The organism is Pseudomonas sp. zfem001 (assembly GCF_032621725.1).
Classification (GTDB): Bacteria; Pseudomonadota; Gammaproteobacteria; order Pseudomonadales; family Pseudomonadaceae; genus Aquipseudomonas; species Aquipseudomonas sediminis.
This window is the reverse complement of sequence record NZ_JAVYJI010000004.1, coordinates 319,344-334,513: the sequence shown is the minus strand read 5'-3', so window position 1 is coordinate 334,513 and position 15,170 is coordinate 319,344. Positions and strand designations below refer to the sequence as shown.

The following is a 15,170-nucleotide window of genomic DNA, read 5'->3' as shown; positions in this document are numbered from 1 at the left end:
TTTAAAGCGTAAATAATCGATCATGATCTAAGCATTTACTATTTTGTGATCACAAAATATCATGCCGGCAGCATTCAATCGAGGTATGCCCCATGACCACCGCCAGTGGCATCAGCCAAGTTGCCGTTGACCGTTTCGTCGCCGCCGAGCGCGAGCGGTTCCTGTCCCGCAATCCGAAGTCCGTGGCCCTGGCCGAGCGCGCCCGCCACTCGCTGTACGGCGGCGTGCCGATGCACTGGATGGCCGACTGGTCGACGCCGGTACCGCTGTTCGTCGAGCGCGCCAAGGACGCACGTTTCTTCGACGTGGACGGTCATGAGTACATCGACTTCTGCCTCGGTGACACCGGCACCATGTTCGGCCACTCCCCCGATCCGGTGGCCCGCGCTATCGCCGAACAGGCGAACAACGGCCTGACCACCATGCTGCCCGGCGAGGACGCCGTGGTCTGCGGCGAGCTGCTGGCCCAGCGTTTCGGCCTGCCCTACTGGCAGGTGACCGCCACCGCTACCGACTCCAACCGCTACGTGCTGCGCTGGGCGCGCGCCATCACTCAGCGCAAGACCCTGCTGGTGTTCGACGGCTGCTACCACGGCACTGTCGACGACGTGATGGTGCGCGAGCGCGACGGCAAGACCGTGCACCGCTCCGGTCTGGTCGGCCAGGCCTATGACCTGACCGAGCACAGCCGCGCCATTCCCTTCAACGATGTCGCAGCGCTGGAGGCGGCGTTGGCTCAGGGTGACGTCTGCGCCCTGCTCTGCGAGCCGGCGATGACCAATATCGGCATGGTCCTGCCCGATCCAGGCTTCATGCAGAAATGCCGCGAGTTGACGCGTAAGTACGGCAGCCTGCTGATCATCGACGAAACCCACACCATCTCCACCGATATCGGTGGCTGCACGCGCCTGTGGGGCCTGGACCCGGACTTCTTCGTGGTCGGCAAGCCGATCGCCGGCGGCGTGCCTTGCGGCATCTTCGGTTGCAGCGCAGAGATGGCAGGCGCCATGACCCAGGCGCGTCAGCGCGCCAGCGAGGCAAGCCACGGTCACGGCCACAGCGGCATGGGCACCACCCTGTCGGCCAACGCCCTGGCCATGCACTGCATGCGCGCCAACCTGGAACAGGTGATGACCCAGACGGCCTACGACCACATGTTGCCGCTGGCGGCGCGCCTGGCCGAGGGTTTCCGCCAGTTGATCGACAAGCATGGCCTCAAGTGGTCGGTGACCGAGCTGGGCGCGCGTTGCGAGTTCCAGTTCTGCGCCACGCCGCCACGCACCGGCGCCGAGGCCGAAGCGGCGTTCCATGACGAGCTGCAAATGGCCCTGCACCTGTACCTGATCAACCGCGGCATCCTGATCACGCCATTCCACAACATGACCCTGTGCTGCCCGAGCACCACAGCGCAGGATGTGGACAAGCTGATCACCATGCTCGATCAAGCCCTCACCGAGCTGCTGGCCATACCCGGCGCCCGCGAGTAATTCATCGATCAGCCTGTGGGAGGGGCTTCAGCCGCGACAATCGCCGCTAAAGCGCCTCCCACGAGATAACGACTCACTGTGAGAATCACCATGCAATTCGCCAACCCGCAGGAAGCCCGCGACTTTCTCGCCGCCCACCCCGAGGTCCGCAGCATCGAGCTGATGCTGATCGACGCCAACGGCATCCCGCGCGGCAAGCTGCTGCATCGCGACGAGCTGCTGGCCATCTACGAAAACGGCCGACCGCTGCCCAGCTCGATCCTGTCGCTGACCATCCAGGGCGAGGACGTCGAGGAAAGCGGCCTGGTCTGGGAAGTGGCCGACGCCGACTGCTGGACATACCCACTGCCCGGCAGCCTTACCCTGCAACCCTGGCGCGTGGTGCCCACCGGCCAGGTGCAGGTGAGCATGCACCCCACCCAGGGTCTGCCGGCCACGCCGGGTGATCCACGCCATGTGCTGGTGCGCGCCATCGACGCGCTCAAGGCCGATGGTTATCACCCGGTGATTGCGGTGGAGCTGGAGTTCTACCTGCTGGACAAGCAGCGTGACGCCAATGGACGCCCACAGCCCGCCGTGCAGATGAACGGCGTGCGCCCACAGGCGCCGCAGGTCTATGGCGTGTATGAGCTGGAGCAGATGCAGCCATTCCTCGACGACCTCTACGCCGCCTGCGAGGCGCAGGGCCTGCCGGTGCGCACGGCGATCTCCGAATACGCCCCGGGCCAGCTCGAACTGACCCTGGAGCACCGTTTCGATGCACTGCAGGCGGTAGACGAAGGCGTACGCTACAAGCGCCTGGTCAAGGGCGTGGCCCACAAACACGGCTTGCAGGCCTGCTTCATGGCCAAGCCGTTCGGCGACCTGGCTGGCAGCGGCCTGCATATGCACGTGTCGCTGGCCGATGCCGAGGGCAACAACCTGATGGCCAGCGAAGATCCCCACGGCACTCCACTGTTGCGCCACGCCATCGGCGGCATGATGGCCACGCTCAACGATGCCCTGGCGATCTTCTGCCCCAACGCCAACTCCTTCCGCCGCTTCCAGGCCAACAGCTACGCGCCGCTGGCCAAGAGTTGGGGGGTGAACAACCGCACCGTGTCGTTCCGCGTACCAGGTGGACCGGCCAAGAGCCGCCACGTCGAGCATCGCATTTGCGGCGCCGACGCCAACCCCTACCTGGCGGCCGCAGCGATTCTTTCCGGCATCCGCCACGGCATCAAAAACCATATCGATCCGGGTGAGGAAATCATCGGCAACGGCTACGAACAAGCCCGCGAAACCCTGCCCACCGACTGGCTCACTGCACTGCGCAATCTTGAGGATTCAAGCTGGGCACGCGAAGCGCTCGGCGAGGATTTCCTCAAGGTTTTCCTGGCGATCAAGTGGGCCGAGTACCGCCAGTTCATGGGCGAGGTGGGTGAGCAGGATTGGCGCTGGTATCTCAATCACGCCTGATCTGACGGTGAGCTAGTCTGTAGCCAGCGAGGAGGCGGAGAACGACTCATGAAACGCTGGCGACTGCTGGCTCTGCTGATGGTGACTACGCTGGCGCAGGGCGAAACCCTGCGCGTCGGCATCGAGCAGCATGATTACTACCCTTACTACCGTGCCACGCTCGAAAGCCCACCCGAAGGCTACTGCCTGGATCTGCTGGAAGCCTTCGCCGAATATGAGGGGCTGACCCTCGAACTGCTGCCGCAGCCGCTCAACAGGCTGTACCGCAACATGCTCGACGAGCAAAACCTCGACCTGCTGTTTCCCGACAATCCCGAGTGGGCACGCCAGGCCAAGGCCGACCGCCACCTCTACTACAGCGAAGCAGCGGTGCAGATAGTCGACGGCACCATGGTCCTCGCCAACCGCCGCGGCCAGGGCCTGAACAACATCCGGCACCTGGGTACGGTACGCGGCTTCACCGCGCAGGCCTGGCAACCCCAGCTCGACGCCGGCACCGTGCACCTGGTGGAAACCCAGGACCTGCACAGCCTGATCCGCATGGTCGGGCGTGGCCGTCTCGATGCGCTCTACGCCAACCCACAGGTGGTGCGCTATCAGCTCGCCCAGCTGGACATGAGCAATAACTACCTGCAACTGGACCCGCAATTGCCGCTGATCTTCACCAGCTTCCACCTCAGCAGCGCAAGCCGGCCGGACCTGATCGAACGCTTCGACGCCTTCCTCGCCCACCAGCCGGACACGCTGCAGCGCCTCAAGGCGCGCTACGGCCTGTGAACCTCAAGGGCTTACCTTGATGTAGCGGCCACCGACGCTGATGCCCATGCCGCCGTAATCCTGGCAGCCCTCGGCGAATACCTCCTGCACGCGCAGCTCGATGCCTTCACGCAGCAGTTGCACTGCGCAATCGTTGCCCAGGCCGGCGTCCTGCAGGCGCATCTGCACCTCGTCGCCGACCAACTTGCCATCCAGCTCGCCAATCGCAGCCGGGCCGTACTCCTCGACCCGAGCACCAGCGCGCAAGGGCGAGAAGCTGGCGAGATAACCGCCACTGCCATCCTCGCTGATCAGCAGCTCACTCCATACTGCCTGGCCGCCGTAACGCAGGTAGCGTCCGGTCGGGCTGGCAGCGAGGGTCTGGTAATCCAGCGCCTGGGCTACCTTGGTCAGGTGCAGGCGAGTCGAAGAGCCGCTGAGGTTGTTGTCCAGCGCCACGCCTAACCAGGCGCGCGCCATGCCGGTCTGGCCGGAGCGCAGGTTAGCGAGGATGAGATTGTTCAGTGCCAACTCCAACTGTGCCGTATCGCCATCCTCGACGCGTCGTAACTGACGTTCGAACGCGCCGATGGCCTGCTCATAGCGACCGTCCTGATAAGCGGCCGTGCCGAACTGGTTGCACTGCACCGCCGTGGCGCACTCCTCGGTGGCCTGCACAGTAACGGTCAGGCCCAGCAGCAGCGGTAGAAGCAGAAATTTCGAGCGAATAAGCATGGATGGCATCCTTGCAGTAGTGAGTGTGTATCTTGCATCCCCAGAGCCAGCAGGCCTTACTCTCATAAGCCCCACACGTACTCGGAGCAACGATGGAAGCCGGAACCGCGCAACTGACGATGACCGTATTGATGACACCGGATATGGCTAATTTCTCCGGAAATGTCCATGGCGGCACGCTGCTCAAGTACCTCGATGAAGTCGCCTATGCCTGCGCCAGCCGTTATGCCGGCTGCTACGTGGTGACCCTATCGGTGGATCAGGTGATGTTCCGCGAACCGGTGCACGTTGGCGAACTGGTTACCTTCCTCGCTTCGGTCAACCACACCGGCCGCACCTCGATGGAGATCGGCATCAAGGTGATCACCGAGAATATCCGCGAGCGCTCGGTGCGCCACACCAACAGCTGCTTCTTCACCATGGTCGCGGTCGACGCTCATGGTCGCCCGGCGCCGATTCCAGAACTGCAACCGGACACCCCCGACGGCCTGCGACGCCAGCGCCAGGCCAAACAGCGCCGGCAGATTCGTGAAGAGTTGCAGCAGCGCTACCAGGCGCTGAGCGAGGAGAAGAACGCCTGAGGCATCAGGCCAGCGAGAGCGCCACCGTAAACGACTGCTGGCCGCCCGCCTGCTCCCAGGGCGGCCTGTGGAAGACCTCGAAAGCACCGTTGTTGATCGGCAACAATCGCTCCCCGGAATCCGGCAGCCAGGCCATGGCTACGCTGCTCAGGGTATTGACGATGCCCGGCAGATAAGCCCCCTCGCAGCGCAACGTGGCATAACGACCAGCCCGCAGAGCCTGCCCCGTCAGCGCCGTTCCCGTGGCATCGAAACCAGGGTCGAGCACCGCACAGTCGTAGCGGATCTGCTCGGTCGGCGTCACTAGCGAGCCATCGAGGGAAATACCTAACAGTTGCGCTCCTTGCAGGGGAAAACCGATCTGCTGCAGGTAGGCCCCGAATACGCGCCAGTGCTCCTCGCGATCCGTGTAGGAGCCATGAAAGCGCATGGCGAGCAGAGGCTGCGGCCTCAGCACGCAAGTTGCCTGTTCACGCTGCAACGGGGTTGGTAGCGGCCGGCGGGCCTGGGCGAACTGACGGTACTGCGTGGGCACCATGCCGAAGCGCCGCTGGAACGCACGGATGAACGCCTCGTGGCTGGCATAGCCGGCATCCAGAGCGGTCGACATCACCGACTCCGCGCCCATCAGCAGGTTCATCGCCGCCCGATCCAGCCGGGTGCGACGCAAATAGGCACTGGGCGACTCGCCCATCACCTCCTGAAAATAGCGCTGGAAATGAAAGGGACTGAGGCCGACATGCTCGGCGACCTCATCAAGCCCGAGGGGCACTGCCGGAATCCCCTCCAGCAGACGAACGGCGCAGGCGATACGTGGATCGTCCAGGCACCTGGGTGGTGGCTGGCGGCGTGGCGCGGGCGTGAGAGGCGCGACAGGAGGCGGCTGCGGAATCTGCGCCAACTCCCAGTCGATCGTGGGCCGAGTGGACAGTGCCAAATCGCCACCAAAGCACTCCCCATCCATTTTTTCTACCTGTAAGCTAGCCCGGCGCAAATTCTATCAAGCGTCTATTCTGCCATCGGTTTAAATTTCGCGACTCTCCCCCGCACGAAGACCGCCTCTACAGGCTGCTCTCACCAGTGCGTGGCAGGGAGAAGCCTCTATAACAATTGCCAATCACAGGAAGGCTGCCATGAACCGTGCCTACGCCCTCGTCTGGAACCCTCGCACCGGCGGCTGGAGCGTCGCCGACGAACACGCCAGACGGCACGGCAAAGGCGCCGGTGCAATACTGGCAGCCAGCTTACTGCTGGCTGGCCCGGTATGGGCCGCCGACCTGCCTACCGGTGGCCAGGTGGTGTCCGGCAGCGGCAGCATCAGCCAGCCCAATGCCCAACAGATGGTCATCGATCAGGCCAGCAACAAGCTCGCCATCGACTGGCAGAGCTTCGACATCGGCGCCGGTAACAAGGTGACCTTCAACCAGCCTGGTCGCGATTCCATCGCCCTGAATCGGGTGATCGGCAGCGACGGCTCGAAGATCATGGGGCAACTGGATGCCAACGGCAGGGTCTTCCTGGTCAACCCCAACGGCGTGCTGTTCGGCAATGGCGCCAGCGTCAATGTCGGCGGGTTGGTGGCCTCTAGCCTGGATCTGTCGGTCGAGGACTTCGACAAGGGCCAGTACCGTTTTCAGGGCGACGGCAGCCCAGCGGCAGTGGTCAACCAAGGCAACATCCGCGCAGATGGCGACGCCGTGGCGCTGCTCGGCGGCACAGTCAGCAACAATGGTGTGATCGTCGCCAATCGGGGCTCGGTCACCCTGGCGGCCGGCAATGCGATGACCCTGGACTTCGCCGGCGATGGCCTGCTCAACGTGCAGGTGGATGAAGCGGCAGTCGATGCCCTGGTGGAAAACCACCAGTTGATCAAGGCCGATGGCGGCCAGGTGGTGCTGACTGCCAATGCCGGTGATGCGCTGCTCAAGACGGTGGTCAACAACACCGGCGTGATCGAGGCCCGCACCCTGGGCGAGAAAAACGGCAAGATTCTGCTACTGGGGGATTTCGACGGCGGTGTGGTGAATGTCGCCGGCACCCTCGACGCCAGCGCACCGACTGGCGGCGATGGCGGCTTCATCGACACCAGCGGCGCCCATGTGAAAATCGCCGACGACGTCAAGGTCACCACCCTGGCGCCCAAGGGCAAGACCGGCGAGTGGCTGATCGATCCCTACAACGTCACCATTTCCAACGCCCCCAGCTCCGGCATGGGCGGCTTCAACGGTAACGCCAACGACAGCGTGCTCAACGTCACGACCCTCACCAACGCCCTGGCCAGCACCGGGGTGACGGTGACCACCGGTGTCGGTGGCAGCCAGGCCGGCAACATCACGGTGGACGCGGCGATCAGCTGGAGCGCCAATACTGTCCTCACACTCAATGCTGCCGGCAGCGTCATCATCAACAAGGACATCACCGCCACCGGCAGCAACGCCGGGTTGGCCTTGCTCTACAACGGTGGCTACAGCCTGAACAAGGGTGCCCGTGTCACCCTGTCGGGCCACAGCGCGAGCCTCAGCCTCGGCGGCACCAGTTACACCCTGATCCGCGACATTGGCACGTTGCAGACCATCGGCAGCAGTGGCTTCTATGCCCTGGGCAACGATATCGACGCCAGCGCCACTGCCGGCTGGAACGGTGGTGCCGGCTTCAACCCGCTCGATGGGGTCAGTGGGACTTTCACGGGGCTTGGCCACAGCATCGACAAGCTGACCATCGCCAGGGGTCTGGAGAACGACGTCGGGCTGTTCCGCTCGGTGAGTGGGTCGGTTCGTGACCTGACCCTGTCCAATGCAACCATCACCGGCCAGCAAAACGTCGGCGGCGTCACTGCCACGCTCGGCGGCAACCTCAGCAACGTCCACCTGACCGGCAGCGTAGTCGGTGCCGGCGTCTTCGTCGGCGGCCTGGCCGGCTCGGTGAACAACGGCACCATCCGCTATTCGTCCTCTGCCGCCGATGTGGTCGGCCTGGCCGTGGTGGGTGGCCTGGCGGGCAACGTGCAGAACATCACTGTCGCCGATTCCTACTCCACCGGCTCGGTCACCGCTACCGTCAACAACACCGGCGCCTATGCCGGCGGCCTGCTGGGCGAGGTGAGCGGCAGTGCGACGCTGACCAACACCTACGCCAGTGGCAAGATCTCCGGCTACACCGCCACGGGTGGCCTGATCGGTGGTGGCTTCCTGCCGACCATCACCGTCAACAACAGCTACTGGGACATCAACAGCACCGGCCAGTCCACCTCGCTGGGCGGCGGCACCGGCCTGTCCAGCGGCGTGCGTAACCAGGCCTCCTACGCCGGTTTCGACTTCACCAACACCTGGGTGATGTTCGAGGGAGATACCCGGCCGATGCTGCGCAACGAGTACTCCACGACCATATTCACGCCCCATGCACTGCAGCTGATGGGGCTGGACCTGTCCGCCAGCTACCGCCTGGGCACCGATCTGAGCCTGACCAGCGCCATGGCCGCCAGTGGCGGCTACTACGGCGAGGTGTGGGGCGCGTCGGGCTTGCGCCCGATCGGCAACAACGCCCAGCAGTTCACCGGCAGTTTCGACGGGCAGGGACACAGTATCAGTGGCCTGACCATCGACCGGGCAGCGACCAACTACGTTGGGCTGTTCGGTTACACCTACGGTGCGTCCCTGGCCAACGTGAAGCTGATTGGAGGCAACGTAACTGGCAACGACGGCGTCGGTGCCCTGGTCGGTTATATGCTGGGCGGCACCCTCGGCAACGCGTCGGCCAGCGCCACGGTCAGCGGCGCCAGCACGGGCGAGAGCAACACCGGCGGGCTGGTGGGCACCAACGACGGCGGTGCCATCGCCGATGCCTCCGCCAGCGGCAATGTCACCGGCGCCGGCTACCAGATCGGCGGCCTGGTCGGCTTCAATGTCAACGGCGGCAGCATTACCCGCTCCTATGCCACCGGTAGCGTGACCGGTACCAACTCGAGCGCCGGCTTAGGTTACGTCGGCGGCCTGGTGGGCGCCAACGGCTACAGCTTCGATGGCGGTTCCATCAGCCAGTCCTACGCCACCGGCACGGTGAGGGCGTCGTCGGGGCCGGTCGGGGGCTTCGTTGGTCACAACGAAGGCAGCATCACCGACTCCTATGCCACCGGCGCGGTGATCGGGCAGGGCTCCGCCAGCAACATCGGCGGCTTTGCCGGCGTCAACTTCGTAAACGGCACCATCGGCAACAGCTACTCCACCGGCTACGTCAGCGGCCCCAGCCAGGTCGGTGGCTTCGTCGGCTACAACAACGGCACCAACGGCGCCATCAGCAACACCTACTGGAACACCCAGACCAGCGGCCAGGTGCAAGGTACCTCTGGCGGGCTGGCGGGCGGCATGACCGGGCGCACCACCGCGCAGCTACAAGGTGGGCTGCCTTCCGGCTTTTCGTCATCGATCTGGGGCAGTGGCGCCAATCTCTACTCGTACTTCACCTGGCGCTACAACACCACCCCCGTGGCCATCAGCGGCCATGTCCTGGCCAATGCCGGCGGCAACGCCCTCGCAGGCGCCACCCTGACCGCCGTGTCCGGCGGCACGGCAATCGGCAGCGCCAGCAGCGGTGCCGACGGCTACTACTACATTCTCAGTGACGCCAGCGGCCTCGACAGCAATGGCGCCATCGCCTACCTGGACGGCAATGCCACGGCCGGCGCCGCCTTTGCCGACGTGATCGGTACCAACGGCATCCAGGGGCTGGATGTCTACGGCGATGCCGCGCATCTGGTGACGGGCCAGGGCAGCCTCACGGCCACCCGCAACCGCTACCTGGCCGCGCGGGGCAGCTACACGGACACCGATCTGGCCTTCCTCTCGTCAAGCAATTTCGCCGCCCTCACCAGCAGCGGCTACGGCCTGCAACTGACCGCCAGCGCCACCAGCTACAGCCTGGACACCAACCTCGGCTCCGGCGGCCTGCTCAGCCTCGACAGCGGCGGTGCCTTCGGCATCAGCGGCACCCGCCAGCTGTCGGCAGGCGGCAACCTCGATGTGGCCGACCGCCTGACCTGGGGCGACAACGCCGGGCTGACCCTCAGCACCAGCAATGGCGGCAACGTCCTGCTGGGGGATGGCATCGACGCCGCCAACGGTAGTCTGACTCTGTCCGCAGCCGGCACCGTAACCAGCAACGGTGGTGTCAACCTAGGCGTACTGAGCCTCGCCAGCGGCACCTGGAATCAGGTAGCCGCCAGCCTGCCCAGCTTCAGCGTCACCGATTTCCGCCTGAGCCCCGGTGCCACCTTCATCCGCGCTGTGGGCGGTGACGGCAGTGTCGCCACTCCGTACCGCATCACCGATGTCTATGGCCTGCAGGGCCTGGCCTCCACCAGCCTGGCGGGCAGCCGCTTCGTCCTGGCGAACGACATCAATGCCTCCAGCAGCGCGCTGTGGAACAGCGGCACCGGCTTCCTCTCCATCGGCAGCCTGGCCAACCCCTTCACCGGCCGGTTCGACGGGCAGGGGCACCGCATCAGCGGCCTGGCCATCAACCGCCCCGGCGCCACCTACAGCGGCCTGTTCGGCTACAACGCCGGTTACGTCGGCAACCTCAACCTGGTGGGCGGCAGCGTGGCTGGCGGCACCTACGCCGGTGCCCTGGTGGGCTACAACGCCGCCGGCGGGGTGGTCGAGCGGGTCAGCAGCGACACCACCGTCACCGGCACGGGCAACGTCGGCGCCCTGGTAGGCACCAACGCCGGGACCCTCAGCGAGTCCCTGGCCACGGGCAGCGCCAGCGGCGGCCTGAATGGCGGCGGCCTGGCCGGCAGCAACGCCAGCACCGGCACTATCCGCGACAGCTACGCCACCGGCAGCGCCCAGGGCAGCGCCACGGCAGGCGGCCTGGTCGGGTTCAACGATGGCAGCCTGCTGCGTGTCTATTCCACGGGCACGGCCAGCTCCAGCGTCGGCGCGGTCGGCGGCCTGGTGGGCAGCAATGTCGGCACCGCCACCGGCAGCTTCTGGAACACCACCAGCAGCGGCCTGGCCCAGGGCGTCGGGGCCGGCACCGCCACCGGCATCTCCGGGTTGACCAGCGCCCAGCTCACCACCCTGGCGCCCTTCGTGGCCGCCGGCTGGAACATCGACGACGCCGGCGGCACCGGTGCCACCTGGCGCATGTACGAGGGCCACAGCGCGCCGCTGCTGCGCAGCTTCATGACCGCCCTCAGCGTCAACGTCGGCAACGCCAACAAGACCTACGACGGCAGCGCCACCAGCAGCACCGGCGCCCTGGTATTCCCCATCGGCTACGACCCGGCCCTGGTTGCCGGCAGCGCCTTCTACAATGCCAGCAGTGCCAATGCCGGCACCTACAGTGGTTCCGACCTGCGTCTCGGCGGGCTCTACTCCAGCCAGTTCGGTTATGACATCGAGATGCTCGCCGGCACCCTGACCATCGACAAGGCTGCGCTGACCATCACCGCTGGCAATGCCAGCAAGAACGTCGGCCAGACTGCCACTCTCAATGGTTTCACAAGCGCCGGGCTGGTGGCAGGTGATCAGGTCAGTGGCGTGAGTCTGGCCAGTGCAGGGGCAGCGGCCAGCGCCGGTGCCGGCAACTACGCCATCGTCGCCAGCAACGCCCAGGGCAACGGCCTGAGCAACTACGACATCACTTATGTGGACGGTGTGCTGAGCGTCACCGGCAGCATCCCCCTGCCCAGCCTCGTCGACCCTCGTCTCGTCGCTGCCCAACTGGCGGCCAGCCAAACCGATGAGCAGCCCAGCCGGCCCCTGATGATAACGACCCCGAAACTGTTCGACGCAACGACCTACAGCCCACAACTGAACCTCGTCGATAACGGCATTCGCCTCCCAGAAGGAATCTGAAGTTGCGTTCGACCTCCATGCTGGCGGGCCTTACCGCCTCTCTGATCACGCTGTCCGCTGCAGCAGCCACTGCGCCGGATGCCGGCCAGACACAACAAGGTATCGACCAGGCACCGCTGCAATTGCCCGAGCGGCAACGCCTCGAGCTCAATCTGCCCGATGCCCCGGCCGATCCAGCCGCCGAAGCAGGCCCGCGCCTGCAGGTTAACGGTTTCATCCTCGACGGTAACCAGGCGTTGTCCGATGAGGTGCTGCTCACTCAGCTCGCCGATCTCTCGGGACGCGAGCTGACCGTCGGCCAGTTGCAGGGCGCTGCCAACCGCATCACCCGCCTCTATCGCGAAAGCGGCTATCCACTAGCCCGCGCCTACCTGCCAGCCCAGGAAATCGAAGGCGGCATGGTGAAGATCGCCGTGCTCGAAGGTCGCTATGGCGAGATTCAGGTCAAGGATCAGGCCACCCTGCGCGGCAGCGCCCTAGCCCCCCTCGCGGCTCTGCAGGCAGGCGACGCGGTGCAGGGCAAGTCGCTGGAGCGCAGCCTGCTGTTACTGCAGGACACCCCCGGCGTCGAGGTGAAATCCACACTGCGGCCAGGCACGAGCACCGGCACCACGGATCTGCTGGTCGACGTACAGCGCGCGCCGCTGGTGTCCGGCTCGGTGGATGCCGACAACTACGGTAACCGCTTCGTCGGTGAGTACCGTCTGGGCGGCACCCTCAACCTCAACAACCCACTCGGCTTCGGCGACCGCCTGACCCTGCGCGCCATGGGTTCCGAGGAAGACCAGCGCTACGGGCGCATCGCCTATCAGTTGCCAGTCGGCCCCTGGGCGACCCAGGTTGGCGTGGCCTATTCGGATATGGACTACCAGCTGGGCAAGGACTTCGAAGATCTCGATGCACACGGCAATGCGCGCATCGCCAGCGTCTTCGCCCTGCAGCCACTGGTACGCTCACGCGATTTCAGCCTCTATGGCCAGTTGCAGTTCGATGACAAACGCCTCAAGGACGACATCGACCTGTTCGACCAGAAGAGCGACAAACGGGCCCGCGTGACCATCCTGTCGCTGACCGGCAACAGCCGCGACACGCTGCTTGGCGGCGGCGTCAACAGCTTCGCCCTGGCCTGGAGCCAGGGCAGCCTGAACATCGACGGCGCGCCCGCCAAGCGCGTTGACGATCTTACCGCCGGCACCCGCGGCCAGTTCCACAAGCTCAACCCCAGCCTGGTACGCCTGCAGCGCCTGAGCGATCGTTTCAGCCTCTACACCCAGCTACAGGGGCAATGGGCCGATGGCAACCTGGACAGTTCCGAGAAGCTCTACCTCGGCGGAGCCTATGGCGTGCGCGCCTACCCGCAAGGCGAAGCCTCGGGCGACCAGGGCTGGCTGGCCAACGTCGAACTGCGCTACGCCCTGAACGAGGCCTGGCAGCTGTCCACCTTCGTCGACCATGGCCAGGTTCGCCTGAACAAGAACACCTGGGCCGATGAGGACAATCATCGCAGCCTCTCCGGCGCTGGTGTCGGCGCTCGCTGGGCCGCCCATGGTTGGCAGATCAGCACCGTCGCCGCCTGGCGCCTCGGCAATGCCGATGCCGAAAGCGACGTGTCGCGTACGCCGCGCGTCTGGGCACAGGTGGTTCGGGCCTTCTAACCTTCGCCGGAACCGACCGACGAGCTGGAAAAAGCTGACCGACGCGACGACATCGCAGGACACTGGCAGAATGCCGCAATCGTCCTGCCGGTCGGCCTGGGTCATGGAAACGCTCTACTTCTCCCCACTGTTGCTGGGCATCAACCTGATGCTCGGCTGCGCTATCGCCAGCACCGCCCTGTGGTACTTCGCTCGTCCCTATTGCGGCCCGGGCGTGTGGATGAGCGGCGCCTGGACGCTCAACCTCGGTATCTGGCTGTTCATCGGCTACATGGCCAGCGGCAACCCGCTGCTGAACATCGCCGGCAACAGCCTGCAACTGGCCGGCGAAGCCTTGCTGATGGTCGGCGTGTTCCGTTTCCTGGGGCTGCCGCCGCCGTGGTGGACGGTACCGGCCAGTGCCGGTGCGATGAGCCTGGTGATGAGCTGGCACTGGTTCGTGGCGCCAATCAACACCGAATTCGTCGTCACCTTCTACGCGCTGATCGGCGGTCTGCTACCGATCCAGGCCTGCCGCGCCCTGTGGGTCGCCCGCGAGGAACCGGAGCTGCGTGGCGTACGCCGTTTCGTCGCACTGGCCTTCGCCGGTTTCGCCCTGATTACCCTGCTGCGTGCCCTGCTCGGCCTGATCGATGGCCTGCAGGGCATCGAACACGTCGACGTGACCCGTTCGGTGCCCTACCTGCTGCCCTACAACTTCGGCATCCCGCTGTGGGTGATCGGCCTGGTCGGCCTGGCGCTGATGACCATGCGTCGTATCCTCGCCGACAGCCGCCGCCACGCCGAGCAGGCAGAGGACAGCGCCGAGCGTTTCGAGCGACTGATGCGCATCACCCAGGCCGGCGTGGTGGTGCTGGAGCGCGGCCGCATCGTCGACGCCAACCCGATGCTCGAGACGCTGTTCGCCCGCTCTCGCGAGCATCTGCTCAGCGCGGATCTGCACAGCCTGTTCGCCCCCGCCGAGCAGACGCGCATCGAAGAGCTGCTGGGCCGTGCCGACGGCCAGCCGCATGACCTTGAAGCCCTGCGCGACGCCGTGCCCTTCGCTGCCGAAATCAGCATCGCCCAGTTGCGTGAGGACGGCCGACAGGTCGCCGAGATCCGCGATGTCAGTCGGCGCAAGGCGCTGGAGCAGCAGCTGCTGCACCTGGCCACCACCGATCCGCTGACCCAGGCGCTGAACCGCCGCGCATTCGAAGAGCGTGCTGGCCAGGCACTGCAGCGCAGCCAACGGCAAAACCTGCCGCTGTGCCTGGCCATGCTCGATCTGGATCACTTCAAACAGGTCAACGACCGCCACGGCCACACCACCGGCGACGCGGTACTGCGCGAGTTCAGCCTGCTCTGCAGGCAGCAGGCGCGCGCCACCGACCTGTTCGCCCGCGTCGGCGGCGAGGAATTCATTCTGCTCTTGCCGGATAGCGACCTGGACGCTGCTGCCCAGGGTCTGGAGCGCCTGCGCACGAATCTGGCCGAGAGCAATCTGCAAGGGCTGCGGATCAGTGTCAGCATCGGCCTGGCCGAGTGGCGCCCTGATGAAACCCTGGAGCAGTTACAGCAACGCGCCGACACGGCGCTCTACGCCGCCAAGGTCGCGGGCCGTGATCGCCTGATGCGGGCGACCTGAGCCGACGCGGGTGA

9 protein-coding genes are annotated in these 15,170 nt (G+C 65.5%); 7 read left to right on the top strand and 2 right to left on the bottom strand.

The window, feature by feature from the left end:
• The first annotated feature begins 92 nt into the window (after nucleotides 1-92).
• From RTH74_RS15870 to RTH74_RS15860, 3 genes are all read left to right on the top strand, one after another.
• On the top strand, nucleotides 93-1,487 hold the full coding sequence (locus RTH74_RS15870; RefSeq protein ID WP_316915300.1) for an aspartate aminotransferase family protein: 1,395 nt from the start codon (nucleotides 93-95) through the stop codon (nucleotides 1,485-1,487).
• Between the two features lie 90 nt (nucleotides 1,488-1,577).
• Entirely contained in the window at nucleotides 1,578-2,945 is a 1,368-nt protein-coding gene (locus RTH74_RS15865; RefSeq protein WP_316915299.1) for a glutamine synthetase family protein, read from the top strand.
• A gap of 48 nt (nucleotides 2,946-2,993) precedes the next feature.
• Nucleotides 2,994-3,722 (top strand): transporter substrate-binding domain-containing protein, encoded by a 729-nt coding sequence (locus tag RTH74_RS15860; RefSeq protein ID WP_316915298.1) that lies wholly within the window; start codon nucleotides 2,994-2,996, stop codon nucleotides 3,720-3,722.
• A 3-nt stretch (nucleotides 3,723-3,725) separates the two neighbouring features.
• Here RTH74_RS15860 and RTH74_RS15855 read toward each other — a convergent pair whose 3' ends face one another.
• Nucleotides 3,726-4,436 carry a tetratricopeptide repeat protein gene (locus tag RTH74_RS15855; protein ID WP_316915297.1) on the bottom strand — a complete coding sequence of 237 codons (711 nt, stop codon included), beginning with the start codon at nucleotides 4,434-4,436 and terminating at the stop codon, nucleotides 3,726-3,728.
• Nucleotides 4,437-4,528: 92 nt separating this feature from the next.
• On the opposite strand from RTH74_RS15855, the gene RTH74_RS15850 reads away from it, so the two are divergent.
• A complete protein-coding gene (locus RTH74_RS15850) occupies nucleotides 4,529-5,017 on the top strand; it encodes an acyl-CoA thioesterase (protein ID WP_316915296.1) in 489 nt (162 codons plus the stop codon).
• Between the two features lie 4 nt (nucleotides 5,018-5,021).
• On the opposite strand, the gene RTH74_RS15845 is transcribed toward RTH74_RS15850, so the two are convergent.
• Entirely contained in the window at nucleotides 5,022-5,954 is a 933-nt protein-coding gene (locus RTH74_RS15845; RefSeq protein WP_316915295.1) for an AraC family transcriptional regulator, read from the bottom strand.
• A 196-nt stretch (nucleotides 5,955-6,150) separates the two neighbouring features.
• Here RTH74_RS15845 and RTH74_RS15840 point away from each other — a divergent pair, with 196 nt between their 5' ends.
• From RTH74_RS15840 to RTH74_RS15830, 3 genes are all read left to right on the top strand, one after another.
• A complete protein-coding gene (locus RTH74_RS15840; protein ID WP_316915294.1) occupies nucleotides 6,151-11,874 on the top strand; it encodes a filamentous hemagglutinin N-terminal domain-containing protein in 5,724 nt (1,907 codons plus the stop codon).
• Nucleotides 11,875-11,891: 17 nt separating this feature from the next.
• A complete protein-coding gene (locus tag RTH74_RS15835) occupies nucleotides 11,892-13,529 on the top strand; it encodes a ShlB/FhaC/HecB family hemolysin secretion/activation protein (protein WP_316915360.1) in 1,638 nt (545 codons plus the stop codon).
• Between the two features lie 70 nt (nucleotides 13,530-13,599).
• Nucleotides 13,600-15,156 carry a sensor domain-containing diguanylate cyclase gene (locus RTH74_RS15830; protein WP_316915293.1) on the top strand — a complete coding sequence of 519 codons (1,557 nt, stop codon included), beginning with the start codon at nucleotides 13,600-13,602 and terminating at the stop codon, nucleotides 15,154-15,156.
• Nucleotides 15,157-15,170 lie beyond the last annotated feature (14 nt).

Excerpts from the sequence above, each read along its gene's own strand:
- RTH74_RS15860 (WP_316915298.1), top strand. The coding sequence starts at position 2,994 with ATGAAACGCTGGCGACTGCTGGCTCTGCTGATGGTGACTACGCTGGCG.
- RTH74_RS15830 (WP_316915293.1), top strand. The coding sequence starts at position 13,600 with ATGCCGCAATCGTCCTGCCGGTCGGCCTGGGTCATGGAAACGCTCTAC.
- RTH74_RS15835 (WP_316915360.1), top strand. The coding sequence starts at position 11,892 with ATGCTGGCGGGCCTTACCGCCTCTCTGATCACGCTGTCCGCTGCAGCA.
- RTH74_RS15855 (WP_316915297.1), bottom strand. The coding sequence starts at position 4,436 with ATGCTTATTCGCTCGAAATTTCTGCTTCTACCGCTGCTGCTGGGCCTG.
- RTH74_RS15840 (WP_316915294.1), top strand. The coding sequence starts at position 6,151 with ATGAACCGTGCCTACGCCCTCGTCTGGAACCCTCGCACCGGCGGCTGG.
- RTH74_RS15865 (WP_316915299.1), top strand. The coding sequence starts at position 1,578 with ATGCAATTCGCCAACCCGCAGGAAGCCCGCGACTTTCTCGCCGCCCAC.
- RTH74_RS15870 (WP_316915300.1), top strand. The coding sequence starts at position 93 with ATGACCACCGCCAGTGGCATCAGCCAAGTTGCCGTTGACCGTTTCGTC.
- RTH74_RS15850 (WP_316915296.1), top strand. The coding sequence starts at position 4,529 with ATGGAAGCCGGAACCGCGCAACTGACGATGACCGTATTGATGACACCG.